The organism is Streptomyces griseomycini, from assembly GCF_014203535.1.
GTDB lineage: Bacteria > Actinomycetota > Actinomycetes > Streptomycetales > Streptomycetaceae > Streptomyces > Streptomyces griseomycini.
Map to the genome: position 1 here is coordinate 493,707 of NZ_JACHJI010000006.1, position 26,307 is coordinate 520,013.

Annotated in this window: 30 protein-coding genes and 1 pseudogene; 8 read left to right on the forward strand and 23 right to left on the reverse strand. The window is 74.8% G+C overall.

The window, feature by feature from the left end:
- Nucleotides 1–69: 69 nt before the first annotated feature.
- A complete protein-coding gene (locus FHS37_RS19945) occupies nucleotides 70–828 on the reverse strand; it encodes an SDR family oxidoreductase (RefSeq protein WP_184823103.1) in 759 nt (252 codons plus the stop codon).
- A gap of 22 nt (nucleotides 829–850) precedes the next feature.
- Nucleotides 851–1,612: a 3-oxoacyl-ACP reductase FabG gene (gene fabG, locus FHS37_RS19950; protein ID WP_184823105.1), complete on the reverse strand. Its 762-nt coding sequence runs from the start codon at nucleotides 1,610–1,612 to the stop codon at nucleotides 851–853.
- Nucleotides 1,613–1,912: 300 nt separating this feature from the next.
- On the opposite strand from fabG, the gene FHS37_RS19955 reads away from it, so the two are divergent.
- Complete coding sequence (locus FHS37_RS19955; RefSeq protein WP_184823107.1) at nucleotides 1,913–2,473, forward strand: excalibur calcium-binding protein; 561 nt, start codon at nucleotides 1,913–1,915, stop codon at nucleotides 2,471–2,473.
- Nucleotides 2,474–2,545: 72 nt separating this feature from the next.
- Here FHS37_RS19955 and FHS37_RS19960 read toward each other — a convergent pair whose 3' ends face one another.
- The 6 genes and pseudogenes from FHS37_RS19960 to FHS37_RS39695 form a co-directional block, all read right to left on the reverse strand.
- Complete coding sequence (locus FHS37_RS19960; protein WP_184823109.1) at nucleotides 2,546–2,929, reverse strand: DUF3037 domain-containing protein; 384 nt, start codon at nucleotides 2,927–2,929, stop codon at nucleotides 2,546–2,548.
- The gene (locus FHS37_RS19965) at nucleotides 2,926–3,690 is read right to left on the reverse strand and encodes a HipA family kinase (protein ID WP_184823111.1); all 765 of its coding nucleotides are present in this window, start codon (nucleotides 3,688–3,690) and stop codon (nucleotides 2,926–2,928) included. Before FHS37_RS19965 ends, FHS37_RS19960 begins: the two co-directional genes overlap by 4 nt.
- 296 nt (nucleotides 3,691–3,986) lie before the next feature.
- On the reverse strand, nucleotides 3,987–4,535 hold the full coding sequence (locus tag FHS37_RS19970) for a DUF1062 domain-containing protein (protein WP_184823113.1): 549 nt from the start codon (nucleotides 4,533–4,535) through the stop codon (nucleotides 3,987–3,989).
- Between the two features lie 89 nt (nucleotides 4,536–4,624).
- Nucleotides 4,625–4,750: a hypothetical protein gene (locus FHS37_RS40555; protein WP_268254576.1), complete on the reverse strand. Its 126-nt coding sequence runs from the start codon at nucleotides 4,748–4,750 to the stop codon at nucleotides 4,625–4,627.
- A gap of 130 nt (nucleotides 4,751–4,880) precedes the next feature.
- Nucleotides 4,881–5,753: a phosphotransferase gene (locus tag FHS37_RS19975; protein WP_184823115.1), complete on the reverse strand. Its 873-nt coding sequence runs from the start codon at nucleotides 5,751–5,753 to the stop codon at nucleotides 4,881–4,883.
- Nucleotides 5,754–5,938: 185 nt separating this feature from the next.
- Nucleotides 5,939–6,121: pseudogene (locus FHS37_RS39695) on the reverse strand (ABC transporter permease); the annotation flags it as partial.
- A gap of 532 nt (nucleotides 6,122–6,653) precedes the next feature.
- On the opposite strand from FHS37_RS39695, the gene FHS37_RS19980 reads away from it, so the two are divergent.
- Both FHS37_RS19980 and FHS37_RS19985 read left to right on the forward strand, forming a co-directional pair.
- The gene (locus tag FHS37_RS19980; RefSeq protein WP_184823117.1) at nucleotides 6,654–7,193 is read left to right on the forward strand and encodes a Rieske (2Fe-2S) protein; all 540 of its coding nucleotides are present in this window, start codon (nucleotides 6,654–6,656) and stop codon (nucleotides 7,191–7,193) included.
- 114 nt (nucleotides 7,194–7,307) lie between these two features.
- The gene (locus tag FHS37_RS19985; RefSeq protein ID WP_184823119.1) at nucleotides 7,308–7,778 is read left to right on the forward strand and encodes a pyridoxamine 5'-phosphate oxidase family protein; all 471 of its coding nucleotides are present in this window, start codon (nucleotides 7,308–7,310) and stop codon (nucleotides 7,776–7,778) included.
- A 93-nt stretch (nucleotides 7,779–7,871) separates the two neighbouring features.
- On the opposite strand, the gene FHS37_RS19990 is transcribed toward FHS37_RS19985, so the two are convergent.
- Nucleotides 7,872–8,804, reverse strand: a complete 933-nt coding sequence (locus FHS37_RS19990; protein WP_184823121.1) for a LysR family transcriptional regulator — start codon at nucleotides 8,802–8,804, stop codon at nucleotides 7,872–7,874.
- Between the two features lie 74 nt (nucleotides 8,805–8,878).
- On the opposite strand from FHS37_RS19990, the gene FHS37_RS19995 reads away from it, so the two are divergent.
- A complete protein-coding gene (locus tag FHS37_RS19995; RefSeq protein WP_184823123.1) occupies nucleotides 8,879–9,841 on the forward strand; it encodes a DMT family transporter in 963 nt (320 codons plus the stop codon).
- A 39-nt stretch (nucleotides 9,842–9,880) separates the two neighbouring features.
- On the opposite strand, the gene FHS37_RS20000 is transcribed toward FHS37_RS19995, so the two are convergent.
- Nucleotides 9,881–11,218: an aminotransferase class I/II-fold pyridoxal phosphate-dependent enzyme gene (locus tag FHS37_RS20000; protein WP_184823125.1), complete on the reverse strand. Its 1,338-nt coding sequence runs from the start codon at nucleotides 11,216–11,218 to the stop codon at nucleotides 9,881–9,883.
- Nucleotides 11,219–11,253: 35 nt separating this feature from the next.
- Between FHS37_RS20000 and FHS37_RS20005 the strand changes: the two genes are divergently transcribed.
- Both FHS37_RS20005 and FHS37_RS20010 read left to right on the forward strand, forming a co-directional pair.
- Nucleotides 11,254–11,937, forward strand: coding sequence for a pyridoxamine 5'-phosphate oxidase family protein (locus FHS37_RS20005; protein WP_184823270.1), 684 nt, complete (start codon nucleotides 11,254–11,256; stop codon nucleotides 11,935–11,937).
- Nucleotides 11,937–12,569 carry an FMN-binding negative transcriptional regulator gene (locus FHS37_RS20010; RefSeq protein ID WP_184823127.1) on the forward strand — a complete coding sequence of 211 codons (633 nt, stop codon included), beginning with the start codon at nucleotides 11,937–11,939 and terminating at the stop codon, nucleotides 12,567–12,569. Before FHS37_RS20005 ends, FHS37_RS20010 begins: the two co-directional genes overlap by 1 nt.
- Before the next feature lie 35 nt (nucleotides 12,570–12,604).
- Here the strand turns inward: FHS37_RS20010 and FHS37_RS20015 are convergent, their stop codons facing one another.
- From FHS37_RS20015 to paaA, 13 genes are all read right to left on the reverse strand, one after another.
- Nucleotides 12,605–13,561, reverse strand: a complete 957-nt coding sequence (locus tag FHS37_RS20015; protein WP_184823129.1) for a DMT family transporter — start codon at nucleotides 13,559–13,561, stop codon at nucleotides 12,605–12,607.
- Nucleotides 13,562–13,783: 222 nt separating this feature from the next.
- Entirely contained in the window at nucleotides 13,784–14,788 is a 1,005-nt protein-coding gene (locus FHS37_RS20020) for an EamA family transporter (RefSeq protein WP_184823131.1), read from the reverse strand.
- An 81-nt stretch (nucleotides 14,789–14,869) separates the two neighbouring features.
- A complete protein-coding gene (locus FHS37_RS20025; RefSeq protein ID WP_229889734.1) occupies nucleotides 14,870–15,457 on the reverse strand; it encodes a Clp protease N-terminal domain-containing protein in 588 nt (195 codons plus the stop codon).
- A 182-nt stretch (nucleotides 15,458–15,639) separates the two neighbouring features.
- The gene (locus tag FHS37_RS20030; protein WP_373304222.1) at nucleotides 15,640–16,269 is read right to left on the reverse strand and encodes a PadR family transcriptional regulator; all 630 of its coding nucleotides are present in this window, start codon (nucleotides 16,267–16,269) and stop codon (nucleotides 15,640–15,642) included.
- A gap of 127 nt (nucleotides 16,270–16,396) precedes the next feature.
- The gene (locus FHS37_RS20035; RefSeq protein WP_184823138.1) at nucleotides 16,397–17,683 is read right to left on the reverse strand and encodes a kynureninase; all 1,287 of its coding nucleotides are present in this window, start codon (nucleotides 17,681–17,683) and stop codon (nucleotides 16,397–16,399) included.
- Nucleotides 17,680–18,528 (reverse strand): alpha/beta hydrolase family protein, encoded by an 849-nt coding sequence (locus FHS37_RS20040; RefSeq protein ID WP_184823140.1) that lies wholly within the window; start codon nucleotides 18,526–18,528, stop codon nucleotides 17,680–17,682. The genes FHS37_RS20035 and FHS37_RS20040 overlap by 4 nt, the downstream gene beginning before the upstream one ends.
- A complete protein-coding gene (locus FHS37_RS20045; protein ID WP_184823142.1) occupies nucleotides 18,518–19,366 on the reverse strand; it encodes a tryptophan 2,3-dioxygenase in 849 nt (282 codons plus the stop codon). Before FHS37_RS20045 ends, FHS37_RS20040 begins: the two co-directional genes overlap by 11 nt.
- 33 nt (nucleotides 19,367–19,399) lie before the next feature.
- The gene (locus tag FHS37_RS20050; RefSeq protein WP_184823144.1) at nucleotides 19,400–20,176 is read right to left on the reverse strand and encodes an SDR family oxidoreductase; all 777 of its coding nucleotides are present in this window, start codon (nucleotides 20,174–20,176) and stop codon (nucleotides 19,400–19,402) included.
- Nucleotides 20,177–20,233: 57 nt separating this feature from the next.
- Nucleotides 20,234–21,409 (reverse strand): 2Fe-2S iron-sulfur cluster-binding protein, encoded by a 1,176-nt coding sequence (locus FHS37_RS20055; protein WP_184823146.1) that lies wholly within the window; start codon nucleotides 21,407–21,409, stop codon nucleotides 20,234–20,236.
- A gap of 8 nt (nucleotides 21,410–21,417) precedes the next feature.
- Complete coding sequence (paaD, locus tag FHS37_RS20060) at nucleotides 21,418–21,930, reverse strand: 1,2-phenylacetyl-CoA epoxidase subunit PaaD (RefSeq protein ID WP_229889733.1); 513 nt, start codon at nucleotides 21,928–21,930, stop codon at nucleotides 21,418–21,420.
- Nucleotides 21,927–22,775, reverse strand: a complete 849-nt coding sequence (gene paaC / locus FHS37_RS20065) for a 1,2-phenylacetyl-CoA epoxidase subunit PaaC (RefSeq protein ID WP_184823148.1) — start codon at nucleotides 22,773–22,775, stop codon at nucleotides 21,927–21,929. The genes paaD and paaC overlap by 4 nt, the downstream gene beginning before the upstream one ends.
- Complete coding sequence (gene paaB / locus FHS37_RS20070) at nucleotides 22,759–23,070, reverse strand: 1,2-phenylacetyl-CoA epoxidase subunit PaaB (protein ID WP_184823150.1); 312 nt, start codon at nucleotides 23,068–23,070, stop codon at nucleotides 22,759–22,761. The genes paaC and paaB overlap by 17 nt, the downstream gene beginning before the upstream one ends.
- Nucleotides 23,067–24,080 (reverse strand): 1,2-phenylacetyl-CoA epoxidase subunit PaaA, encoded by a 1,014-nt coding sequence (gene paaA, locus FHS37_RS20075; protein ID WP_184823152.1) that lies wholly within the window; start codon nucleotides 24,078–24,080, stop codon nucleotides 23,067–23,069. The genes paaB and paaA overlap by 4 nt, the downstream gene beginning before the upstream one ends.
- A gap of 333 nt (nucleotides 24,081–24,413) precedes the next feature.
- Here paaA and FHS37_RS20080 point away from each other — a divergent pair, with 333 nt between their 5' ends.
- Both FHS37_RS20080 and FHS37_RS20085 read left to right on the forward strand, forming a co-directional pair.
- Nucleotides 24,414–24,662, forward strand: a complete 249-nt coding sequence (locus FHS37_RS20080; RefSeq protein ID WP_159530493.1) for an acyl carrier protein — start codon at nucleotides 24,414–24,416, stop codon at nucleotides 24,660–24,662.
- Nucleotides 24,662–26,140, forward strand: coding sequence for a class I adenylate-forming enzyme family protein (locus FHS37_RS20085; protein WP_184823154.1), 1,479 nt, complete (start codon nucleotides 24,662–24,664; stop codon nucleotides 26,138–26,140). Before FHS37_RS20080 ends, FHS37_RS20085 begins: the two co-directional genes overlap by 1 nt.
- The last annotated feature ends 167 nt before the right edge of the window (nucleotides 26,141–26,307 follow it).

Sequence of the window (26,307 nt, forward strand, 5' to 3'; positions counted from 1 at the left end):
CCGGCCCCCCGGAACGCCGACACGGGCGCCGTTCTCGTCAACGGACGCCCGTGCCGGGGTCACCGCACGTCAGGCCACGCCGGCGTTCAGGAAGATGCCGCCGTCGACGACCAGGGTCTGGCCGGTGACCCAGTCCGACTGGTCCGAGGTGAGGAACGCGGCCGCACCGCCGATGTCGGACGGCACGCCGAGCCGGCCCAGCGGGTAGGCCGCGGCGGCCTCCGCCTCCCGGCCCTCGTACAGCGCCTGGGCGAACTTGGTCTTCACCACGGCCGGGGCGATGGCGTTGACCCGCACCCCGGGCGCGAACTCGTGCGCGAGCTGCACGGTCAGGTTGATCAGCGCGGCCTTGCTGACGCCGTACGCGCCGATGAAGGGCGAGGGCGCGAGGCCCGCGACGGAGGCGATGTTGACGATCGCGCCGCCGTTGTCCTTCTGCCAGGCGTGCCAGGTGCGCTGGGCGAAGCCGAGCGCCGAGACCACGTTGGTCTCGAACACCTTGCGCGCGACGTTCAGGTCGAGGTCGGCGATCGGCCCGAACACCGGGTTGGTCCCGGCGTTGTTGACCAGGTAGTCGACCCGGCCGAAGGCCTCCATGGTGCGCTCGACGGCGGCGGCCTGGTGGGCCTCGTCGTGCGCCTTGCCCGCGACGTAGATCGCGCGGTCGGCGCCGAGCTTCTCGACGGCCTCCTTGAGGGCGTCCTCGCCCCGGCCGGTGATGCACACCCGGTCGCCGCGTGCGACCAGCGCCTCGGCGACGCCGTAGCCGATGCCGCGGCTGGCGCCGGTGACCAGGGCGACCTTGCCCGAGAGTTCCACTGCAGTCATGTCCCGTGTTCCCCAGTCGTCCCTAGTCGAGCGGTCCGCCGGCGACGTACAGCACCTGGCCGGAGACGAAGCCGGCCGCCTCGCCGGTGAAGAAGGCGATGGCGTTGGCGATGTCCTCGGGCTCACCGACGCGGTTCACCGGGATCTGGGTGGCGGCGGCGGCCTTGAAGTCCTCGAAGCCCATGCCGACGCGGTCCGCGGTGGCCTTGGTCATCTCGGTGGCGATGAAGCCGGGGGCGACGGCGTTGGCGGTGACGCCGAACTTGCCGAGCTCCTTGGCGAGGGTCTTGGTGAAGCCCTGCAGACCCGCCTTGGCGGCCGAGTAGTTGACCTGGCCGCGGTTGCCGAGCGCGGAGGAGGAGGACAGGTTGACGATCCGGCCGAAGCCGGCGTCCACCATGTGCTTCTGGCAGGCCCGGGACATCAGGAAGGCGCCGCGCAGGTGCACGTTCATGACGGTGTCCCAGTCGGAGACGCTCATCTTGAACAGCAGGTTGTCGCGCAGCACGCCCGCGTTGTTGACCAGGATGACCGGCGCGCCGAGTTCCTCGGCGATCCGCGCGACGGCGGCCTCGACCTGCGCCTCGTCGGAGACGTCGCAGCCGACCGCGATCGCCTTGCCACCCGCGGCGGTGATCTTCTCGACGGTGTCCTTGCAGGCGGCCTCGTCGAGGTCGATCACGGCGACCGCGCGGCCCTCGGCGGCCAGTCGTACGGCGGTGGCGGCGCCGATGCCGCGCGCGGCACCGGTGACGACCGCGACCCGCTGCTCAGTGGTGGACATTGCTGCTTCTCCTCGCCCTTGGGATGCGGCTCCTGCGGCCTGCCCGATGAATGAGCAACCGCTTAGTACCTTCAGCAGACGTGACGCTAGAAGCCCTGGCACCCGGTGTCAACGGCACACCGCGCGGGTGTGATCCATTCCCCCGCACGACCGGCTCCGCGACAGGCCGCGTCCCGCCCGTCGCCGGCCCGCGCCGGCCCCCGCGCGGAGCACCCGATCGGCCCAGCGCTGCGCGCCCCCGTCCCGGGCGGCCCCTAGCGTCGAAGCGCGAGCCACCCGTGACCGGAAAGGAGGCGCTCCATGCGCCGTCGCACCGGTGCCATAGGCGCGCTGATCGCGCTCACCGCGATCGTGCCGTCGGCCGACACCGCTCACGCCCAGGATCTGGACTGCCGCGACTTCGCCTTCCAGGAGGACGCGCAGCACCTGCTCGGCACGGACCCGGGTGACCCCCACCGGCTCGACGAGGAGCTGGGACCGGACGACGGAGTGGCCTGCGAGGAGCTCCCCCGGCGCGGTCTCACCTCGTCCACCACCCGGCCCAGGACGCCCGCCCCCGCTCTGACACCCGCCCCAGCTCTGACGCCCGCCCCCGCTCCCACCGGCCCGACCGCGCCCACGACACTTGCGACCGGGTTCGCGCCCCCTGCCCCCGTCCCTTCCGCCGGAACCACGACCCCCGCCCCTCCTCCCGCCGCGTCCGCGACTCCCGCCACCGCCGCACCGACGCGCGGCGTGCAGGGCGGCACGGGCGGCTCGTCGGGCACCGGACCGAGCGGCTGGGACGTGGGGATCGGCGCGACGTTCGTGACGGGCGCCCTCCTCGCGACCGCCTACCTGGTGAAACGCCGCCGGCCGTGACGGGGTCACCGGCGGTGACGGTGCCGCCGGCGGTGACGGCCGGGGCGGTGGCCCCACCGGGGGCCGGCCGGGTCATCGCACGAGCAGGTCGAGCAGCCGTTCCACCTCCGCCGCCGGATCGGCGGTGAGCCCGGTGTGCACGGGGCCCGGCTGGACGATGGTGGAGCGGGGCGCGATCAGCCAGCGGAAGCGCCGCCCGGCGTCGTCGTGCGCGGCCTGCCCCGCCGCGTCACCGCCCGCGCAGACGTCCTCGACGGCGCGCAGCGCGGCCCGCACGCCGGGCAGGTCGACCTCCGGGTCGAGGGCCAGCAGCCGCGCCTCGTCGAGGTGCGTTCGGGCCGCGACGAACGACTCGGGGCGGCAGTACACGAGCACTCCCGCGTTGACGCACTCACCGCGTTCGACGCGCGGCACCACCCGCAGCAGCGCGTACTCGAAGACGTGCCGGTCGCTCACTGGTCCCCCTCGAGGCCGTGGATGCGCTGGTGGACGGTGGCCGCGCGGGCGAGCAGCGGCCGGACGTAGGCCCGCCGGAGCTCGTCCGGCGCGTCGAAGCCGGGCTCGCCGGTCAGCCACACGTCGGGGATCTCCGCGGTGACCTCGGCGAGCAGCTCCGCGGTGACCTGCGGCGCCAGTTCCGCGGCGGCGGCGGCCACGTCCGGCGCGAAGGGCTTCAGGGCGTGGTCGGAGGCGTCGTAGGGGCGCGCGGCGGAGTTCGCGGCACCGGGCCAGTTGTGGTGCCAGATCATGGTCGCCCCGTGGTCGATGAGCCAGAGCTCGCCGCGCAGGCGGAGCAGGTTGGGGTTGCGCCAGGAGCGGTCGACGTTGTTCACCAGCGCGTCGAACCAGACGATCCGCCCGGCCTCCTCGGGGCTCACCTCGAAGGCGAGCGGGTCGAAGCCGAGGGCGCCGGAGAGGAAGGCCATGCCGAGGTTGGTGCCGCCGCTGGACTTCAGCAGCTCCTGCACCTCCTGGTCGGGCTCGCCCAGCCCCAGCACGGGGTCGAGTGCGACGGTGACCAGGCGCGGCACCCTCAGCCCCAGCCGACGGGCGAGTTCCCCGCAGACCACCTCGGCGACCAGCGTCTTGCGGCCCTGTCCCGCGCCGGTGAACTTCAGGACGTAGGTCCCGAGGTCGTCGGCCTCGATCAGTCCCGGCAGCGAGCCGCCCTCGCGCAGGGGGGTGATGTAGCGGGTGGCGGTGACCTCGGTCAGCATTTCCCCAGGCTACGCGATCCCTTGATCTTGCAATCCACGACCTTGTGGAAGCCCCGCCTCCGCCGGTGGGAGGTGGCCCCGGTGCGGAACGACGTGCAGGGGCTGGCCCGTGCGCCCGGCGCACGCGTCGGGAGCGCGGCGGGACCGCGGTGGCGGGAAGCGGACGGCCGCTCGGTCCCGATGCGCGTCGGCCGGAGACGCCGGGGGAAGCAGTCGCGCAGGACCCTCCGGTTCTCCGGTCGGGCCGGGGCCTGTCCGGCGGATCCCGCCGGACAGGCCCCGGCCCCGAGGAGGGCTCAGCGCTTGAGCGTGAAGGCGAAGTCGCCGGAGAGCCTGCCGTTCAGCCGGACTGCCGAGACGAGTCCCCCCTCCCTGATCAGTCTCTCGACCCCGGCCCGTGGGAGACCGCAGCCTTCGGCGATCAGCCGCACCGGCCGGACGGGGATCCGCGCCGCGAAGCGGACCGAGACGTCGATCACCTCACGGTCCAGGTGATCCGGTCCGCCGGTGTCGAGGCGCCAGGCGTTGTCCCAGTCGAGGGCGATGCGGTTGCGGCGCTGCACGACCGGGTCCTGGAGCAGCTCGGCCGTCAGGCCGGGGTCGTTGTCATGCAGGCGGTCCAGCAGCTCGGGCCGTACGGAGCGCACGTTCGTCCGCTCCAGGAGCGTGAGCTTCGCGGTTTCCCCGCAAGCGGTGCAGAGGACGAGGAGCCAGGCGTCGATGAGCTTGTGGTGCGCGTTGACGCGAAATCTACCGCTCGCCCGGAAGCGCTCGGACGCGCACGCGTGGCAACGGCGGCGAACGAGCGGCAGGCAGGTGGGCGCGACCACCCAGTTCTTGAGCACAGAAGTACACCGGTTTCAGTGAGAAGTCCGCAGCAAAAAGGGGCGCGGCGCGCATGCGCGACGCGCGACACATCAGCGCTCGGGAGGTCTCACAGGGTGTACAACGGCACGTCCTCGACCAGACGACTCGGTTCGGCGGCACGGTAGTGGCGCACGGCGGCGCCGCTCCACTGGTTTTCGAGCGCCCCGCCGCCGGGTTCCGTCCGGCGGCTCACGGACGGAGCCGGATCGCGGCGGCGGTGGCGGTGTCGTGGAAGACACGGGCCCGCTCGTCGTGCTTCGTGGCCACGGCCCGGGAGGTCCCGGGCCTGCCGGCCGTCCTGCCGAAGCCGGCGGGCCGACCGGCTACGGCCTCGAAGGTCCGTGATCGGCCGCGGGGTCCAGGTCGTTGCGATCGAGCGCTGCCCGGATCTGGCTGAGCCACTCCGCGCCCAGTCGCCGCCCGTCCGGGAGTTGGTCGTCCCGGTCCCAGCGCCACGCTGTGATCATCGCCAGCACGAGGATCCGGCACTCGCGCAGCAGGTCCCGGTCGACGCCCGGATAGTGCTCGCCGACCTCTTCGGGCGCATGGGCGAGGTCGAACTCGACGGGCCCGCGGCAACACGTCTCAAAGTCCGTGAACAGCGGCCCGTTCTTCGTGGTGAGCACGTTGCCCGGGTGCGGTTCGCCGTGCAGCACCTGTTCGGCGGCGCCGCGCTCGGCGATCGCTCGTCCCAGGCTCCGCAACGTGTCGTCGAGCAGCCGGCGGTCCGCGTCGGCGAGCGCCGGAGTGCGGTCGCGGTTCGCCACGAGGCGTCGGGCCTGCTCGACTCGATCCGTGAAGTGCGGCGTCGGGACGTCGAGCCCGCGCATGCCGGCGTGCAGTCGCTCGAGCGCGTCGGCGTAGTCGACCGGTGGGACCTGTCGAGGTGTCACGGGTTCGTAGTAGGTCCACAGCGTGACCACGAAGCCGTCACGCTCATGGACGCGTGGTTCCACCCGGGGCTCGAGAACGGCCACGGGGCACCCGGATCCGGCGAGCCGCCGAGCGAGCTCGACCTCGAGCTGGGCGACCTGATGCGCTACGGGCGCCACCCGGGCCAGGACGTCACAAGGCAGCAGACGCAGGGTGAGCTTGTTCGAGTCGTGGAGGACGGTCGCGTCGTCGACCGTCAGGCCGAGTGACGAGGCGGTCGACACGGCCGCGGCCACCGCGCGTGGGAGCTCCGACACCTGCACCGTCGCCCGTCCCCTCTCCCCCGAGCCCTTCCGCGGCTCTCCAAGCGGCGCAACCTGCGCACCCTACCAAGTCGCCGCTGGACGCTGGAGAGCCGCGGTGGTGCGACGGGCGACGGTGCAGGTGCCGGTGTGCGCCGCCCCGGGGCGGGGCACGGGAAGCGGCCGGCCCGGGGGGCGACCGGGGTGAAGCCGACGGCCACGTCGGCGGCGCCCACGAGGACCACGCCCGTGACCGACTGCGGCACGCTGCCGGTGACGTGCCCGGTGAGCACGGAGCCGCGGTGGACCGCCATCGTGCGGAGGCGGGCGATGACGTCCCCGGTCATGTCGTCGGAGACGGAGACCGCGATTGCGGCCACGGTGCCGCCGGTGCCCGCGCTCACCGGGTCGTCGAAGCGGCGGGCCGGGCGGGGACGGCGCGCAGCCCGCGCCGGCTGCCGTCGCCGGGCATCCGCGGGGCGGGGGATCCGTCGTCCCGGGTGACGTCCCGCGGGGCGGTCGCCGCCCGTTCGTGCGCCACCGGGCCGGTGAAGCGCAGCCGCACGTGGCCGCCGGGAGGAGCCGCTCGGGCTCGGCGGCGATGCGGTCGCAGAGCCGGCCGGCCTCGGCTTCGTCGACTTCGTCGGGGCGAGCGACATCCGCGCCGCGGCGCAGGCCCGCGAGGTCCTCCCCGTGAAGGCCGGAACGGCCTCGGGCGGCACCGCCGAGCCACGTCCGGACCGCGGAGGGACAGCCGCCGGCCCGGCGGGCCGGGCTCCGACGCCGACAGCGAAACGACAGCCGTGGCTTACGCCGGTCCGACCGCGGGCAGGCCAAGCTCTCGGCAGTGCCTGAACGACGCGTGCCCACCGACCGTACCTCTGCACAGATCACGCCTCCTCCCGGAAGGAACACACCGGCATGACCAGCGCATCGCTTCAGCCCTCCCCCGAGCTCTCGGCTTCGCTCGAGCAGGGCGGTGCCCCCACGGGGCCGGCCCGTCGAACCGTCGTGGCGGCGGCCGGAGCGGCGGGCCTCGCCGTCGCGCTGACCGCGTGCGGGGGGTCCGACGACGCGTCGTCCTCCTCCGTGGACTCCGGCTCCGCGGGCGGCTCGCAGGGCGACGGCGACGCGGGCAGCGGTGGTTCGGACGGCGGCGACGACGCCGCCGGCGGCGCCCCGCTCGCCGCGACCGCCGACATCCCCGAGGGCGGTGGAAAGGTCTTCGCCGACCGCAAGGTGGTGGTCACGCAGCCGACGGCGGGCGAGTTCAAGGCGTTCTCGGCGACCTGCACCCATCAGGGGTGCGCGGTGAAGAGCGTCGCCGACGGGGTCATCAACTGCCCCTGTCACAACAGCAATTTCTCCATCACCGACGGCAGCGTGAAGAGCGGCCCGGCGACCGAACCGCTGCCCTCCGTGCAGATCACCGTCAGCGGCGACTCGATCACCCTCGCCTGAGCGGGTGCTGCGGCAGGCATCCCACCGTTGCGCGGGGAAGGAGGACGGTTCATCCTTCCCCGAGGTGTTGTCAGGGGATCTCCCTCCGGCACGACGCGAGAGAAGAGGGACCGCATGACCGCCACGCAACGCCGGGGCCGAAAGATCATGATGACGCCGGGTGAGCTGGACGACTTCCTCACCGCTCAGCGCACCTGCCGGGTCGCCACGGTGTCCGCCGACGGCGCGCCGCACGTCAGCGCACTCTGGTTCGTCTGGGACGGCACCTCGCTGTGGCTGTACTCGGTCGTCCGCAGCAAGCGCTGGGCGGACCTGCGCCGGGACCCCCGGGCGGCGGTCGCGGTGGACACGGGCGAGGAGTACGACGAGCTGCGCGGTGCGGAGCTGTCCGGGCGGATGGAGGTCGTGGGCGAGGTTCCGCGCACCGGCGAGCTGTGCGCGGAACTCGACGTCCCCGAGACCCTGTTCGCCCGGAAGTACTTCGGCCTGGACGAGATGCCCCACGACGGCCGGCACGCCTGGATGCGGCTGACGCCGGAGAAGGTCGTGTCCTGGGACTTCAGGAAGCTGCGGACGCTCCGGTAGCGAAAGCTCCGGCGGCGGACGCTCCTGCGCGGGCGCTCCGGCGGCGAGCGGCTCGGCGGCGGGGCGGGCACGGCGGCCGCCCCGCCGCCCGCCTCACTCCCCGTCCCCCGCGCTCTCCCCGACCGAGCCCACCCTCTTCCCGGCCTCCCGCAGGGCCTGCACCGCCGCGCGGATCGAGGGACGGCGGTCGCCGTCCGCGCGCCAGACGACGAACACGTGCCGCCGCACGCGCTGCCTGAGCGGAAGGGTCACCACCCCGTCGGGCAGCGGATCGCGGCCGAGCAGCGGGGCGACGCAGACGCCGAGGCCCGCGGCGACCAGGGCGAGCTGGGTGTGGCTCTCGGCGGCGCGGTGGCCGATGATCGGCTCGATGCCCTTGGAGCGCAGCGTGAACATCAGCCACTCGTGGCAGAACTCGCCCTCGCCCCAGGTGATCCACTCGTCCTCGGCGAGCTCGGCGAGGTCCACCTCGTCACGGCCGGCGAGCCGGTGGCCGGCCCAGAGCGCCACATCGGCCGGGTCGTCCAGGACGAGGGCCTTGACCAGGCCGTCGGGCAGCGGCATCGGCTTGTTGTACCAGTCGAGCACCACCGCGAGATCGAGGTCCCCGCGCACCACGCCCGCGACGCCGTTCTCCGGCTCCAGCTCGCGGGAGCGCACGCGCAGCGCGGGATGCCGCTCGCGCAGGTCCGCGAGCGCCCCGGGGAACAGACCCCGCGCGGCGGTCGGGAACGCCGAGACGCGCAGTTCGCCGGCGACCTGCCCGCGCTGCGCCTCCAGGTCGGACTGGGCGAGTTCCACCTGGGACAGGATGCGCGCGGCGTGCTCGGCGAGCAGCCGTCCCGCGTCCGTGAGCCGGACGCCCCGCCCGTTCCTGGCGAGCAGCTGCTGGCCGACCTCGCGCTCCAGCTTGGACATCTGCTGCGAGACGGCCGAGGTCGTGATGTGCAGCCCCTCGGCCGCCCCGCTGACCGAGCCGTGCCGGGCGAGGGCGTCGAGGGTGCGCAGGCGCTCCAGGTTCAACATGTAAGCAATGCTACGAGGTACCGGGTGCGAAATCTCGATTGTGCTAAGAGATCGCGTCCAGCATCGTTGCGTGCATGAGCAGTGTCACCGCGACCACCACCCCGCCGGACCCCCGCACGCCGGCCCCGGCCGGCCCCGCCCCGGACGGTGTCCGTCCCCGCCTGGACTGGCGGCTCCGCTTCGGCGCGCTGTCCCTGATCTGGGGCTTCAGCTTCCTCCTCATCAAGGTCGGCACCCAGGGCTACGCCCCCTTCCAGGTCACGCTCGGCCGACTGGCCTTCGGGACCGCCGTCCTCGCGGTCGCGATGGCGGTGCGGCGGGAGCGGCTGCCGCGCGGTGCGCGCACCTGGGGTCACCTCGCGGTCGCCGGGTTCCTGCTGAACGCGCTGCCCTTCTCGCTGTTCGCGTTCGCGGAGCTGACCATCCCGTCCACACTGGCGGGCATCTGCAACGCGACCTCGCCGCTGTGGGGCATGGCCCTGTCCCTGGTCGCCCTCTCCGAGGACCGTCCGACCCGGGTGCGGGTGGCGGGGCTGGGCCTGGGCTTCCTCGGGGTGCTGACCGTGCTGGGCGCCTGGCAGGGCTTCGAGGGACTGGACGCCCGCGGCACGGCACTGGCCCTGCTGGCCTCGCTGAGCTACCCCGTCGGCTGGATCTACGTCCGCCGCACCCTGGCGGGCAGCGGCCACTCGAACCTGTCCCTGACCGGCGGCCAGCTGCTGCTCGCCACGCTCCAGCTGGCGGTGGTGACACCGTTGTTCACCACCCTGCCGGCCGGCTTCGCCGTCGGTCCGCTGCTGGCGGTCGCGGCCCTGGGGACGCTGGGCACGGGCCTGGCGGTGCTCATCCAGTACGGCCTGGTCGCCGAGGTCGGCCCGACGACCGGACAGATGGTCACGTACTTCGTCCCGGTGATCGCCGCCGCGGCGGGCATCGTGCTCCTCGGCGAGACGCTGACCTGGTCGACACCGGTGGGCGCGGTGATCGTGCTGGCGGGCGCGGCGCTCACGCAGGTCAGGCCGAAGCGTGCGGCGTAGCCGCGCCCGCCGCGCCCGGCCCTCCCGGACGCCCCTCCCCTAGACGTACCTCCTCGGCGGCTCCCCGGCCGGCCCGAGCGCCGTGGCGATCGCCTCGCCCAGGAGCTCGGCCTCGTCCTCCGTGAGCGTCGATACGGTGACGCGGATGCCCGGTGGCGCGCTCATCCGGAAGCGTGCGCCGGGGGCCACCGCCCAGCCGGCGTGCAGCAGCCGGGCGACGGCACCGGTCTCGTCCGGGACGGGCACCCACACGTTCATTCCGCTGCGCCCGTGCGCCGCGATCCCGCGCCGGGCCAGCGCCGCGATCAGCGCCTCGCGCCGCCGTCCGTACGCCGCCGCCACGGCCGCCGGGTCCACCGCGCCGCCGGTCCACAGCCGTACCACCGCGCGCTGGACGGTCCTGCTGACCCAGCCGGGCCCGAGGCGCTGCCGTCCGCACACCCGGTCGAGCGTGACGGCGTCCCCGGTGAGCACCGCGAGCCGCAGGTCGGGGCCGTAGGCCTTGGCCGCCGAGCGCACGAAGGCCCAGGTGCGGGTGGTGCCGGCGAGGGTGTGCAGGGGGAGGTCGACGATGTGGTGGCCGTGGTCGTCCTCCACCAGCAGCGTCTCCGGGTGGTCGGCCAGCACCGACCGCAGGGCACGCGCGCGTGCGGCGCTCAGCGCGGCGCCGGTCGGGTTCTGCGCGCGGTCCGTGACGATCAGCGCCCGGGCCCCGCCCGCCAGGGCGCGCCGTACGTCGTCGGGGAGCGGCCCGTCGTCGTCGACCCCGACGGGGACGGTGCGCAGCCCGAGCGCCGGGACGAGGTCCAGCACGCTCCCCCACCCGGGGTCCTCCACGGCGACGGCGTCCCCGGGTCTGAGGTGCGCCGCGAGCACCCGCTCCAGGGCGTCCAGCGCACCGGAGGTGACGGCGACGGGCCCGTCCGGAACCCCGTCGGCGTCCAGTCCGGCCCGCGCGAGGCGCGCGAGTCCGGGCTCCACCGGGGCGTGCCCGTAGAGCACCGGCTCCCGGTCGCCGAGCCCCGCCGCCGCGGCGAACGCCTCGGCCAGCGGGGGCAGCAGCGCGGGGTCGGGGTTGCCGTCGGACACGTCCCGCACGCCCTGCGGCACCTCCATCCGGACGGCGTCGCGCGCCGTGGTGGCCGGTTTGGGCCGCACCCGGCTCCCCCGCCGGCCAGCGGTCTCGATGACCCCGCGCTCCCGCAGGGTCCGGTACGCGGCCGCGACGGTGTTCGGGTTCACCCCCAGGCGCGTCGCCAACTCCCGCATGGGTGGCAGCAGTTCGCCGGGAAGCAGCGCTCCGTCCCCCACCGCGCGCTCGATGCTCGCGGAAATCTCCGCTGCGCGCCGCCCACTGATCCGATACTCTCCTAGCACAAAACCAATTATGCACTAGTGCAATGGAGAACGCCATGCAGGGGACCCGGCCGCCGCAGCATCCCGCCACCGCCTATCAGCCCACCGAGCGCACCGTCCCCACCCGCTCCCCCGACCGGGCCGCGTACGACAAGGAACTGGTGCACGCGATACTCGACGAGGGCTACGTCTGCCACCTCGGCTTCGTCCGCGACGGCGCCCCGGTGGTCCTGCCCACGCTGTACGGCCGGGTCGGCGAACGGCTCTACGTGCACGGTTCGACCGGCTCGCGCCCCCTGCGCGCGGCGGGCCGGGCCGACGCCGGTCTCCCGGTCTGCCTGACCGTCACCCACGTCGACGGGCTGGTGCTGGCCCGCTCGGCCTTCCACCACTCGATCAACTACCGCTCGGTGGTGGTGCACGGCCCGGCGTACGACGTGACCGACCCCGAGGAGAAGCGGCAGGCCCTCGACGCCCTGGTCGACCACGTCGTACCGGGTCGCGCCGCCGACTCCCGTCCGGCCAACAAGAAGGAGCTGGCCGCCACCGCGGTGATCCGTCTCGACCTGAACGAGGTCTCCGCCAAGCTCCGCACCGGCGGCGTCAACGACGAGCCCGAGGACCTCGCCCTGCCCCACTGGGCCGGCGTCGTCCCGCTGCGCAAGGGCTACGACGCCCCGCTCGCCGACCCCGGCCTGGCCCCCGACACCACGCTGCCCCCCTACCTGGCGGCCCTGTGATGCTGGTCCACCCCTGGGACGCGCCCCGTGACGACGCCGAGTGGCAGGAGTGGCTGGCCGCACACGACTTCGGGCAGCTGGCGGTCGGCGGCCCGCCGGGCGAGCCGCCCCACGTCCAGCCCCTGCACTTCGCCTACGACGCCGGACGCGGCGAGGCGGTCACCCACCTGGCCCGCCCCAACCCGCTGTGGCCGGCCATCGAGGCGAACCCGGTCGTCCTGCTGAGCGTGGTCGACGACTACGTCTACGTCCCCGGCCCGTGGCAGGCCGAGCCCGGCGTCCCGCCCGAGCACGGGGTGCCGACCAGCCTCTACGCGTCCGTCCAGCTGCGGTGCCACGCCCGTGTCGTGGACGATCCGGCGCAGAAGGCCGAGCTCCTCAACCGCCAGGTCGGCCACTTCCAGCCGGAGGGCGGCTCCGCACGGGCGGCGGTGGGCGAGGCCCCGTACGGGAGGCTGCTGTCCGGCATCCGCGGGCTGCGGCTCGAAGTGACGGGTGTACGGGCGAAGTTCAAGTACGCGGGCAAGCGGTCGCCGGCGGTGAGGGACCGGATCGCGGCCGGGCTGGCGGACCGGGACGGCGCGCGTGACGCGGCGGCCCGCGGGCACCTCCTGCGCCGACGGCAGGCGTGACCCGGGGCCCTTCCGCCGGAAGGGCCCCGGCGCCGTCACACCGGCACCGCCGCCCTCTGCGCACCGCGGGTCCGCGCCTCGCGCACCTCGCCCACCGCGAGCCCGGCGACCGAGCCGAGCATCAGCAGGGTGCCGACCAGGGTGGCCGCCGTGAGCCGCTCGCCGAGCAGGGCGACCGCGAGCACCGCCGCGCTCACCGGCTCCAGCAGCATGATCACGGACACGGTGGCCGACCGCACGACGGCGGCGCCGGCGAAGTAGAGGCCGTACGCCAGCGCCGTCGGCACGGTGGCGACGTACGCCAGGAGGAACAGGAGCGTGCCGGGTGCGCCGGTGTGCGGCACCAGCCCCTCGACCGCGGCGAACGGCAGCAGCACCAGGCTGGTGACGGCGAACGCCCCGACGGTCCTGCCGGAGGAGTCCGTGCCGCCGTCGCGTCCCCACCAGCGGGTGAGCAGCGTCATCGCCGAGTAGCCGGCCGCTGACAGCAGCGCGAGCAGAACGCCCCACGGGTCCACGGTCGCCTTCCCGCCGCCGAGGACCAGCACGGCGAGTCCGGCGAGCGCACCCGCGACGGCGGCCAGTCCGCCGCGCCCCAGCCGCTCGCCCATGGTCAGGCGCGCGCCGAGCGCGATCAGCACGGGTCCGGCGCCGAGGGTGACGACGGTGGCCACGGCGAGTCCCGTGGCGGAGACGGCCGCGAAGTACGCGGTCTGGAAGACCGCGAGCCCGATCCCGGTGGCTCCGGCCCGCAGCACCCGGCGGCCGGGCGGCTCCGGTTCGGCGGTCCGCGCGCTCCGCGACAGCAGCCGGGCGGCGAGCAGCAGCACCAGCCCGGCCGCGCAGCGCCAGAAGGACAGGGCGACGGGGCCCATGTCGCTGGTCCGGTAGACCAGCGACGCGGCCGCGCCCGCGGTGCCCCAGGCGGCACCGGCGACGATCAGGTAGAGCAGGCCTCGCCCGACGGGCAGGCCGGAGACGGCGTTCGACACGTGTTCTCTCCGCGGATGACGCGCACCACGTACAGCACCGTGGCGCGGGAGGAAGGAGACCCGGGGCCCGGGCCCGCACGGGGCCGGGGCGGCGGGGTCCGTGGACTCCGTCTGCGGGCAGCACCGTCACGCCCGGCGACACGCCGGGCGGATGTACCGGAGGGCCCGCCTCAGGCGGCCGGGGGCGGAAGAACAAGCGCGTGCGCGTGCATGATCAGCACCTTATGCGGCCTTTCCCGGCGTGGACAACTCCCTTTCGGGCCCACCGCTCGCCACCGGCCGGTCGGAGCCCTTCGCCGGTGCCGAGGACTGGGCGATGAAGGCGCCCGTCAGCACGACCGCACCGCCCACGATCTGCGGCGCCGACAGGTGCTCGCCGAGCAGGACCCAGGCGAGGACGGTGGCGATGACCGCCTCGAGGCAGGCCACGACGCCCGCGACCTGCGGCGAGAGCCGGCGCACCGAGAGCACGCCGGTGACGTACGCGACGACCGTGGCGACCAGGACGATCCACGCCAGCAGCACCGGGGCGGCGACCGGGGTGCCGTTCATCTCGGCACTGCCCGCGAGCACGGACCAGTCCATGGACCAGGGGCGGGCCACGACGGTCAGGACGGCGGCGCCGACCAGCAGGCCGTAGGCGATCACGCCGAGCGGGTCGGGGGCCTCGTCGCCGGCGTCGCTGCCCTGGTCGGACAGGACGAAGTAGCCGACCTGACAGCAGGCGGCGCCGAGTGCGAGCAGCAGTCCGAGGGCGTCGAAGCCGAGGCCCGACCACACCTCCACGACGCAGGCGAGTCCGCCCACCGCCAGGACCACGCCGACCGCGGCGGCCCGGGTCACCGGCCGCCGCTGCACGAACCGCACCCAGCCGAGCACGAGCGCGGGCGCCAGGTACTCGACCAGCAGCGCGACACCCACGGGGATGCGGGACAGGGCGGCGAAGTAGCAGGCCTGGACACCGGCCACGGCGAGCAGGCCGAACCCGGCGAGCAGCCCCGGGCGGCTGCGCAGCAGTCCCCGGTGGCGCACCGCCAGCGGCAGCATGACGAGCGCCGCGCCCGCCACCCGCAGCCACACGACGTGGAGCGGGTCCAGACCCGCCTCGATCAGCGGCTTGGCCGCGACACCGGATCCCCCGAAGGCCACCGCGGACAGCAGCGCGAGGCCGAGCCCGACGCCTTTGCCACGAGTGCTCCGAGTGCTGACAGAGGTACGCACCGGCACATGATGACAGGCACCGACAGGAGCGTCACCCCCTGTGGCACCTGTCTCATCGAGTGGACGGCGCGGCGGCCCTCCGGTCGCTCAGCGAGCCGTGTCGCCGCCCTCGACGGCGTACCGCCCGGGACGGGCTCCGCACCGTCCACCGGTCCGCGCCTCGATCCGGGCGGACAGCCGCGCGGGGTCGACACCGGCGCGCTCGAGCACCTCGACGGCCCGCGCCTGCGGGTCAACGACGATCGCCGCGAGCAGATCCACCCCGCACGCCGGACCGTCGCCGCGACGGGCGGCGCACTCGCGGGCGCGTTCCATGCAGGCCGCGGCCAGCGGCGAGAAGCCCGCAGCCTCCCCGGCCACGGGGACGCCGCCGGAGTCCTCGACGCCGCTCTGCCAGCGCAGGCCGTAGCCGATGCTGCGCTGGACCAGGTAGCCGAGCAGCCGGGCGATGTGCGGGCCCTCGCCGAAGACGGCCCGCGCCCCGGCGTCGGACTCCAGGAGCGAGTGCAGCAGATGGGCGGTGTCGATCTGGCGGTCCCCGTCCCGGACCGCCCTGCGGCGGGCACCGGCGACCACCGCTGCCAGCTCGGCACTGAGCCTGGCATCGTTGTCCGCGCGGTGGAATCCCTGCCCACGGGACTCGTGGGCCGACTGCCGGGGGGTACGGGGTTGCACATCCCCCACCCCATCAGCCCCGCGGGCCCGGGGCATCCCCGCCGGGAAGCATTTCCGCGTCCCACGGGAAGTGGACTTCGCGGGCCGCGATCTCCTCCTTGCGGAGGAGATCAGGGTGTTTCACCCCGAGGGGCGCGCGCCGCCTTGCCGTACGCCCCCTCCCGGCCCCGGCCCGCCGCCGGTCAGCCCTCGTCGGCGAGGATCAGGTACAGCTTCTTGCGGGCCTCGTTGATGACGGCGAGCGCCTTCTCCCGCTGTTCCTTGCTGCCGGTCTTCCAGACCTGCCCGAAGGCCTCCATCAGCCCGAAGCCGGCCTGCCGGATCTCGCCCAGCGCCTCCCAGTCGACCCCGCGGGAGGCCTCCTCCCAGGGGGCGTCGGGACCTTCGTCGGCCGCCGTGCGACCGGCGTCGGTGAGGGAGAACAGCTTCTTGCCGCCCTCGGTCTCACTCGCGATCAGCCCCTCGTCCTCCAGCAGCTGGAGGGTGGGGTACACCGAGCCGGGGCTGGGCTTCCACGCCCCGCCGCTGCGCTCGGCGATCTCCTGGATCATCTCGTAGCCGTGCATGGGCCGGTCCTTCAGCAGGGCCAGGATCGAGGCCCGTACGTCACCGCGCCGCGCCCTTCCCCTGGGACCGCCGCGCCCTCGTCCGCCCCAGGGGCCCTGCCCGAACCCCGGGCCGAAGGGGCCCCCGTGACCACCGGGGCCGCCCGGGCCGAAGGGCCCGAAGGCCGCGCGCAGCTTCTCGAAGTCGCCCCAGCCGCCGCGCGGGCCGCCGTGACCGTGTCCGTGCTCGGAACCATGGGTGTGCACCGCAACCACTCCATTCCATCGTTGATCTGTCGCGATGCTTCAACGATATATCGGAAAGAGGGTTACGGCAATCCTCCGACGGTCCCGTCGTCCCTCGCGGCGGTGGGCGACCGGCGGCGCGACGCGCTCAGGTCACCGGTCCCGAGGCGGGAGGCGCCGGGTCGTAGGCGCCCGCACGCACGATGTCCCGCAGGCCCAGCGCGGCGGTGAGCAGGTCGCGATGGGTGGTGTAGAGGGCGTTGACGCCGAAGCGCAGGAAATCGGGTGCGCGCATGTCCGCGATCACGCCGCGCTCCGCGAGGGCGCGCACGAGCCCGTGGGCGTGCGGGTGGCGCAGGGCGACCTGGCTGCCGCGCCGGTCCGGGTCGGCCGGTGTCACCGGGGTGAAGCCCACGGGCGCCAGGAGCTCACCGGCGCACCGCAGGAAGAACCCGGTCAGGGACAGGCTCTTGGCACGGACCCGGGTCAGGTCCACGCCGTCGAAGGCGGTGAGCGCCGCTTCGAGGGCGAGCAGGGACAGGATCGGCGGGGTGCCGATGCGGGCGCGGGAGATCCCCGGGGCGGGTGTGTAGTCCCGGCTCGGTCCGAACGGGTCGGCGTGTCCGTTCCAGCCGGTCAGCGGTGTCTCCAGGGCGGCGTGGTGGCGCCGGGCCGCGTACAGGTAGGCGGGGGCGCCGGGGCCGCCGGAGAGGAACTTGTAGCCGCAGCCGACGGCGAGGTCCACGCCGAGGTCGTCGACGCGCAGGGGGAGCGCTCCGGCGGCATGACACAGGTCCCACAGGGCGAGGGCGCCGGCGTCGTGGGCGGCCCGCGTCAGCGCCTCCATGTCGTACAGCTCGCCGGTGCGGAAGTCGACGGGCGAGTAGCTGACCACGGCGACCCGGGCCCCCTCGGCGGCGAGGAACCGCGCCAGGCCGTCCGGCGGCACCCGCCGCACCTCCAGGCCCCGCTGCCCGGCGACCGCGTCCGCCAGGTACCGGTCGGTGGGGAAGTGGCCGGGGTCGGTGACCAGCAGCGGTCGGTCCGGGCGGAGCGCCGCGGCGGCGCTGAGCGCGGTGAACAGCTGCACGCTGGTGGAGTCCCCCGCCACCGTCTGTCCCGGTGCGGCCCCGATGAGCGCGCCGATGGCGTCGCCCACCCGCAGGGGCGCCTCCCACCAGCCGTTGCCGTTCCACGAGCCGATCAGGTCGGTGCCCCACTGGCGGGTCACCGCGTCGGTGAGGGCCGGCGGCACGGCGGCGGGCAGCGGTCCGAGGGAGTTGCCGTCGAGGTAGACGACGCCCTCCGGGAGCAGGAACCGCTCCCTCAGGGGGGCCAGGGCGTCGTCGGCGTCGAGCCGTGCGGCCAGCTCGCGCAGCGCGGTGTGCGCACCGCGTCCGGTGGGCGCGGTCGGTGCGGACGGGACGGTGGTCATCGGCGCGCGGTCTCCTCGCTCGCCCGGCCGGGCCGCCGCGGGGTGAAGGCGGCCGACATCTCCCGGAGGGTGTCGGCGACCGCGCGGGCGCCGGGTGCTTCCGGTTCGATCAGGGTGTAGTGGCCGGTGCCGGGCAGGACGACCGTCCTGAGGTCCCGGTGGACGGCCGCGTAGTCGCCGAACTGCGTGAGCGGGACCTCCTCGTCGGCGGCCCCGTGCAGCAGCACGGTGGGCACCCCCGTCGTGCCGGCGTCGCGCAGCAGGGTCAGCGGGTCGACCTCGGGCAGCCGCCGCTCGAACACCTCCTCGCCGCCGAGGAGCTGGAGGGCCGCGCCGTTGCTGAGGTCGTCCCGCCGGGTGGCGGTGAGGTCGGTGATCGGCGCGAGGGCCAGCACGCCCGTCGGCAGGGTGCGCGTGTGCCAGCGCGAGCCGGGGGGCAGCAGGGCCCGCGCGGCGCACCACAGCGCCAGGTGGCCGCCGGAGCAGTGGCCCGCCAGCACGTAGGGCCGGCCCTCGGGCAGGGTGTCCACGATCCGGGCGACGTCGTCGAAGGTCCCGGGGTAGCCGCCCGCGCCGCCGGAGCGGCGGAAGCCGGGCAGCAGGACCTCGAAGCCCTGCCGGGAGAGCCAGGCCGCGAACGGCGTCAGGTGCATCCGGTCGTAGCGCCAGTAGCCGCCGTGCAGCAGGATCACCAGCGGGGCTCCGGGGTCCTCGGCCGGCCAGGCGTCGTAGACCTGGTGGGGGTGGTCCCCGTAGCGGCCGTGCACCGGTGCCAGCACCGGCTTCAGGCTCAGGACGCGCTTCTCCTCCTCGGCCGCGAAGGCCGAGACGGTCCTAGACGTCACCGCGCACCTCCCACAGTTCCGGGAAGACCGGGCGGGCCGCGCGCCGCTCCAGCCAGGCGAGCCCCGCGGAGCCCGCGCTGCCGGGCCTGGCCCCCATGGCCCGGCGCACCACCAGGACGTGCTCGGACCGCCACCGGGTCACGAGTTCGGCGATGTCGGTGAGCAGTTCGCCCAGCGCGAGGTGCGGGTGGTGCTGCGGTCCGGCGTAGACGCGCCGCCAGACCTCCACCACCCCGGGGTCGGAGGTGTACGGGGTCGTGACGTCCCGCTCCCGGACGTGCCGCGGGACGGGCAGGCCCTGCCGGTGCAGGTACGCCAGGACCTCGTCGTACAGGGAGGGTTCGCGGTAGGTCTCGGCGAGCGCCTCGTGGACGGCCGGGTCGCCCCGGTGCGCGCGCAGCAGCCCGGCGGACTTGTCCCCGAGGAGGAACTCCAGGTGCCGGTACATCGCCGACTGGAAGCCCGACGCCTTGCCGAACGCGGCGCGGAAGCCGTTGAACTGGGCGGGCGTCAGTGCGGCGATGGGCGCCCAGGCACCGTTGAGCGCGGTCAGCGCGCGACGGCTGCGGACCAGCGCCTCCGTCGCCGTGTGCGCCTCGTCCTTCGCGAAGGCCGTCCGTGCCGTGCGCCACTCGTGCGCGATCAGGGTGAACCACAGCTCCATCACCTGGGTGGTGACGAGGAAGCCCATCTCGTCCGGGGCCTCGGTGAGCGGGTGCTGCAGCGTGTTGAGGACGGACGCGTGCACGTACGTGTCGTAGGGGCTCGCGCCCGCGAAGGGCCGGGTCAGGGGGTCGTCCGTCACCGGATCGGCGAGAGCGGACGTGCTGTTGTTCATCGCATCTCCTAGTGCTGCGGCCGGGGGCGGGCGTCACGCGCCGAGGTGGGCACCGCCGGAGGCGTCGATCCACTGACCGGTCACCCAGCGGGCGTCGTCGCTCGCGACGAACGAGACGACGTCGGCGATGTCCACCGGGTCGCCGAGCCGGCCGAACACGGAGGCCTCGGAGTACCTGCGGCGGATCTCCGGGACGGCGAGCGTGGGGTTGATCTCCGTCTCGGTGTAGCCGGGCGCGACGGCGTTCACCGTGATGCCCCGGGGGCCCAGTTCCTCGGCCAGGGCGAGGGTGAGGTAGTCGAGGGCGGCCTTGGTCATGGTGTACGAGACGATCGCCGGGTAGGCGACGCGGGTCGCCACGGAGGAGACGTTGACGATCCTGCCGCCGTCGCGCAGCCGGCCGAGGCCGCGCTGGATGATGAAGAACGGCGCCCTGGTGTTGATCGCGAACACCCGGTCGTAGTCGGCCTCGGTCACGTCGGCGATGCGGCGCGGGACGGTGATGCCCGCGTTGTTGACGAGGATGTCCAGCCCGGCTTCCGCGCCCTGGGCGGCCAGGGCCCGGTCGAAGTCCGACCACAGGGCGTCGGCGTCGCCGTCCACCCCGAGTTCGGCGTGGACGGTGAACGCCCGGCCGCCGTCGGCCTCGATCTCCTTGACGGTCCGTTCGGCCGCCGTCCGGTCGTGTCCGTAGTGGACGGCCACCAGGGCGCCCTCACGGGCGAGGCGGTGGCTGATGGCCCTGCCGATGCCCCGGCTGCCTCCGGTGACCAGGGCGGTCTTCCCTGCGTGGCGCGCGGTGGTGGTCAACGTCTGTCTCCTTCGCGGGGTCGCTGCGTCGGTGGGCGGCGTGGCCGCGGGTGCGGGTCACGCGTCGAAGTCGAGGGTGATCTCGGCGGTGCGCGGCCTGGCCCGGCACACGAGGGTGTAGCCGGCGGCGCGCTCCCGCTCGTCCAGGGCGTGCCGGCCGTCCGCCGTCACCTGTCCGGACAGGACCTTGGCGCGGCAGCTGCCGCACACGCCCTCGCGGCAGGCGTGCGGCACGTCGGGGTGGGCCCGCAGCAGCGCGTCGAGGATCGTCCTGTCCCGCGGCAGGACCGTGGCGACGCGGCGGTCCCCGGCGAGCAGCGCGGTGACGCGGGTCTCCCCCGCGGCCGGCGCCGGTCCTGCCGGGGACGCCCCGGCAGGACGCGGTGTCTCCCGCGGTGCCGCCGGCGGGGTCCCGGCGGGGGTGAACGGCTCCCAGCGGACCAGTGCGGGGTCGGCCCCCCGGTCCGCCAGCACCCGCCGTGCGGTGGCGACCAGACCGGGTGGGCCGCACAGGGCGTAGGCGGTGTCCGGTGCGGGCCGGGCGTCCAGGGCGGTGAGCAGGCGGGACAGCCCCACGGCGTCGATCCGCCCGCCGAACGGGACGCAGCCGTGTCCGCGGTCCTCGCGGGTGAGCACGTGCAGGACGGTGAAGCGGTCGACGAACGCGTCCTTCAGCCAGGCCAGTTCGTCGGCCAGCAGGGCGTCCGCGGAGGTGGGCGCCGAATGGACCAGGGAGACGCGGCAGGCCGGGTCCCCGCGCAGCGCGTCGGCGGCCATCGCGGCGAGCGGCGTGATGCCGGAGCCGCCCGCGACGAGGACGTGATGGGCACCGGGCAGCTCCGGCAGCGCGAACGAGCCGCGGGGCGGGGAGAGTTCGAGGTGGTCGCCGGGCGCGAGGCGGGTCGTCGCGTGGGCGCCGAAGCCGTCGGGTCCGCCGCGTTTGATCACCAGGCGCAGGGCGGCCGGATCGTGCGGCGGCGGGCACACCGAGTAACTGCGGCGCAGTTCGCCGTCGGCGCGGCGGTGCCGGACGACGACGTGCTGGCCGGGCCGGTGGGCGAAGACCTCGCGCAGGCCGGCGGGCACGGCCAGGCCGACGGCCACGGCGTCGGCGGTGAGGCGGCGCACCTCGGCGACCTCCAGCCGGTGCCAGCCGGTGCGCGGGCCCGTGCCCCGGGGCCGGCCGGGGGGCACCTCGCGGACGGCGGTGGGCGGGGTGGCGGCGGTGTTCACGGTCTGCCTCACAGTGCGGTCAGGTGGGGGAAGGGCTCACGGCACGCCGTGCACCACAGCACCGACTGGCAGCGGGACGGGCCGAAGTCGCTGTGCGGCCGGGTGGCGCGCGAACCGCAGTGCGGGCACGGCACCCCGCCCAGCTCGACGGTGACGGGGCCGTCCGGGGCCGGGGACGCGGGCGGGGCGATGCCGTGCGCGGCGAGCTTGCGCCGTCCCTCGGCGGTGATGCGGTCCGTGGTCCACGGCGGGGACAGGACCTGCCGTACGCGCCCGTCGGGGTGACCGCAGGCGGCCAGGACGTCCCGCACCGCCGAGGTGATCGCGGGCAGGGCGGGGCAGCCCAGGTAGGTGGGGGTGATCTCCACCTCGAGGACGCCGTCGGCGCCCGGGGCGACCGAGCGCACCACGCCGAGGTCGCCCAGGCCGATCACCGGCAGCTCCGGGTCCGGGACCGCCTCCACCCGTTCCCGCACCTCCCGCACGGAACGGCGGGCCGTGGCCGGTGCCGATCCGCTCACCAGGTGCCTCCCGGGAACTGCCGGTGCACCGACTGCAGTTCGGCGATCAGCGGGCCGAACTCCTCGGTGTGCAGGCCGGCGCGTCCGCCCCGGGCCTGCCAGGAGGGGGCGGGCACGGCGAGTCCGGCGCGGGCGACCACCTCGGCGACGCGCCGCTCCCACACCGGGCGCAGCGGTGCCGGCGAGGGCGCCGTGCCCGACGCGGCCAGGCGCCGCACCACGTCGTCCTCGTCGAACAGTTCGCCGGTGTAGGGCCACACCCGCTCCAGACCCCGCCGCATCCGGCGGGCGCTCTCCGGTGTCCCGCGTCCCAGCCGCAGGGTCCAGCGGTCCGCGTGCAGCCGGTGGAAGGCGACCTCCTTGGCGGCGCGCGCCCCGAAGGCCGCGAGTTCGGCGTCGGCGCAGCCGGCCAGCGCCTCGTAGTACAGGACCGCGTAGTGCGTGTACGCGAGCTGCCGGGCCACGGTCACCGCGAAGTCCCCGCCCGGCAGTTCGGTCAGCAGGGCGTTGGTGAACTCGCGCTCCGAGCGGGTGAAGGCGAGGTCGTCCTCGGTGCGGCCGCTCCCGTCGAGCCGTCCGCCGCGGGTGAGCAGGGTCCGGGCGTGGCCGATCAGGTCGAGGGCGATGTTGGACAGCGCCAGGTCCTCCTCGACGGTCGGCGCGCGGGTGATCCACTGGCACAGCCGCTGCCCGAGGACCAGGGCGTCGTCACCGAGCCGCACCAGGTGCACGGCGAGGTCGGCGTCGGTGCCGCCGCCCGGGGCGGGCGCGGTGCCGCCGGCGGCGGCCGCCGCGGCCGGTCGCCGCGTGGCGGGCTCCGCCGGGGCGTCACTCGTGGTCGTCACCTTCGGGGCCTTTCTCGGTCAGCGGCGGGAAGTGCTCCGGGTACCGGTACGGCTTGTGGCGGGCGCCCGCGAAGTACGGGTCGTGCTCGTCCGGGGAGGCCGCGTGCACGGCGTCCGAGCGGACCACCCACAGCGACAGCGGATCGCCCCGGCGCGTGTACAGGTCGCGGGCCAGGGCCAGCGCCGCGTCCGGGTCGGCCGCGCGCACCGACCCCACGTGCTGGTGGGCCAGGCCCCGGCGGGCCCGCAGGAAGACCTCCCAGGACGCCGGTGCGCCCTCCCGTGTCCGGTTCACGCGGCCTCCTCCGGGACCGTGTCCTCACGGGCGGCGTACGCGGCGGCCGCCTCCCGGACCCAGGCGCCGTCCTCGTGGGCGGCCCGGCGGTGCGCGATCCGCTGCCGCGCCCAGTGCGTGTCGTCGCCCAGCGCCTTGCGGTACACGTCCCAGTCGACCGGGGTGAAGTCGTAGTGGCCGCGTTCCTCGTTCCAGCGGATGGCCGGGTCGGGCAGCGTCAGGCCGAGGCGTTCGGCCTGCGGCACGCACTGGTCGACGAAGCGCTGGCGCAGCTCGTCGTTGGTGTGGCGCTTGATCCCCCAGGCCCTCGCGCGGCGGGAGACCGCGGCGCCCGGCGCGGCGGTCCGCGCGCCGGCGCCGCCCGCCTCGGTGTCCGGCGGGCCGAACATGAGCGCCACGGCCGGCAGCCACCAGCGGTCCACCGCGTCCTGCGCCATCGCCCTCTGTTCCGGTGTCCCCTCGCACAGCGCGCGCATCAGGTCGTAGCCCTGCCGCACGTGGAAGGCCTCCTCCTGGCAGACGCGGCGCATCGCGCGGGCGTACGGCCCGTAGGAGGTGCGGCACAGGGGCGCCTGGTTGATGACGGCGGCGCCGTCCGTCAGCCACGCGACGGCTCCCGTGTCCGCCCAGGTCAGCGCGGGATGGTTGAAGGTGGCCGAGGCGCGCTGCTGGCCCCGGTGCAGGGCGTCCAGCAGGTCCGCGCGGTCCACGCCCAGCGTCTCGGCGGCCGAGTACAGGTACAGGCCGTGGCCCGCCTCGTCCTGGACCTTGGCGATGAGCACCGACTTGCGGTGCAGGGACGGGGCCCGGGTGAGCCAGGCGCCCTCCGGCTGCATGCCGATGATCTCGGAGTGGGCGTGCTGGGCGATCTGGCGGATCAGCATGCGGCGGTACCCGTCGGGCATCCAGTCGCGCGGTTCGACCGTCCCGCCCCCGGCGACGAGCGCGTCGAAGCGCGCGAGCAGTTCCTCCTGCCCCGCGGGCGCGACGGCGGCGTCCCCCGCGCTCACGCGGCACCGCCCGCACGACCGGTGTCCGCCGTGTCGGTGCGGCGCACCGGGCACCGTCCCGTCGCCCGGGTCCCTACCGGCTGCCTGGGCACTCGCATCACTCCTTCGGCCTCGGACGCCCGCGCCCTGCCGGTGCGGGGCGTGGCGGAGCGGGTCTCCTCGTTGCGGTAAGAGGCCGCGTGCGGGCCCCGGCTATCCCCGCCGCTCCCGGCCCGGGCGCGTGACAAAGCTCACGCGGCGGGCCGGGGAGTGGGACCGGCCGCGCCCGCCTCTCGTAGGGGTGACAGTCGAGAACCGCACGGCGGCCGGCACGCCGGAGCGAAAGGGGAAACCATGAGCACCATCAGGGAGTTGCTGGTCGAGCTCACCGGCACGGCCGAGTACGCCGACGCCGTCGGCGACGACGTCGACCTCGCCGCCAGCGGTATCGACTCCGGCGATCTGGTGCGCCTCGTCCTGCTCGTGGAGCAGCGGCTCGGGGTGGAGATCACCGCCGAGGACATGGAGCGGTTGCACACCATCGCCGACTACGAGCGCTTCGTGGCCGAGCGCTCCGTCGCCGGCGCCCCCGGCGGTGCGTGATGTGGCTGACCCAGCTGCTGGAGCGCAACCGCCAGTGCTTTCCCGGCCGGACCGCGCTGGTGGACGAGCGACGCTCCGTGACCTGGGCCGAGTTCCACGACCGTACGGTCGAACTGGCGCGGGGGCTGGCGGAGCTGGGCATCGAGCGGGGCGACCGGGTCGCCGTGCTCTCCAAGGACCGCGTCGAGGTCATGGAGAGCTACTTCGCGCTCGCCCGGCTCGGCGCGCTGTTCGTGCCGCTGAACCACAGCCTGGCCGTGCCCGAGGTCGCCGGCATCGTCGAACGCGTCGGGGCGGTGGCCGTCCTCGGCGAGTCGGACCTGCTGGACCGGCACCCCGAGCTGCCGGCCTCGGTGCGGATCCGGATGGCCTTCGACAAGCCCGCGTTCGGGGCGCTGGGCACCGCCTCCCCCGAGCGGGAGCTGCCCCAGGTGCCCGACACCGACCCGATCGCCGTGCTGCACACCTCGGCGACCACCGGGCAGGCCAAGGGCGTCACCGTCGACAGCGGGTCGTTCCGGGCCATCGCCCTCGGCTGGCTGGTCATGGCGCGGCCCACCGACGACATCGTCCTGGCCAACTGCTGCCCGCTGTACCACGGCAGCATGGTGGTGTCGCTGACCTACATGGCGGCCGGCGCCACCGTGGTGCTGATGCCGGGATTCACCCCGCAGCGGGCGCTCTCCGCGGTGGAGCGGCACCGCGCCACGCACCTGTGGACGGTGCCGCAGATGCTGCGGTTCATGCTGCAGGCCAAGGGCTCGCACCGCACCGACCTGTCCTCGCTGCGGGAGGTCCTGTACGGCGCCGCCCCGATGCCCCTCGACGTGTACGCCGAGGCGGTGCGCCGGCTCGGCTGCGGCTTCCGCCAGGTGTACGGGATGACCGAGGTCGGCGGGCCCTTCGTCACGCTCGGCCCCGACGAGCACCCCGCCCCCGGGGACGTCACCGCCCGCATCCCCTGCGGGCGCGTGGTGCCGGGCATGTCCGCCCGCGCGGTGGACGGGGGCGGCCGGGAGCTGCCGCACGGCGAGATCGGTGAGATCGTCGTGCGCGGGCCGGGTGTCATGCAGGGCTACTGGAACGACCCGGAGGCCACCCGCGAGATCACCCTCGACGGCTGGATCAGGACGGGCGACCTGGGGTTCGTCGACGACGAGGGGCGCATCCACCTCGTGGACCGCACCAAGGACGTCATCATCCGGGCGGGCCAGAACGTCTACCCCTCGGAGATCGAGCGCGCCCTGATGACGCATCCGGCGGTCCGGGACGCCGCGGTCGTCGGGACGCCCGACGAGGACTACGGCGAGGTGCCCCTGGCGTACGTGGTCGTGGAGGCGGGCACGGGCGCGGCGGAGCTGCTGGGGCACGTCGCGGGACTGCTCGCGCCGTACAAGCGCCCGCGGCGGGTGGAGTTCATCGAGCAGGTGCCGCGCAACCCGGCCGGCAAGATCGTCAAGAAGCTGCTGCGGGCCTGACGGTGCACGGGACCACCCGGACCGGTACGCGATGACGGGCCGCCCCGGACGGAACCGGCACACGGCGGGGACCCGGTGGCCGGCCGGTTCCGTCCCCGCTCCGGCACACGGCGGGCGAACCGGACGCCGCGATCCGGTTCCCGGCACGGGCGGCGCCGCCGGCGCCC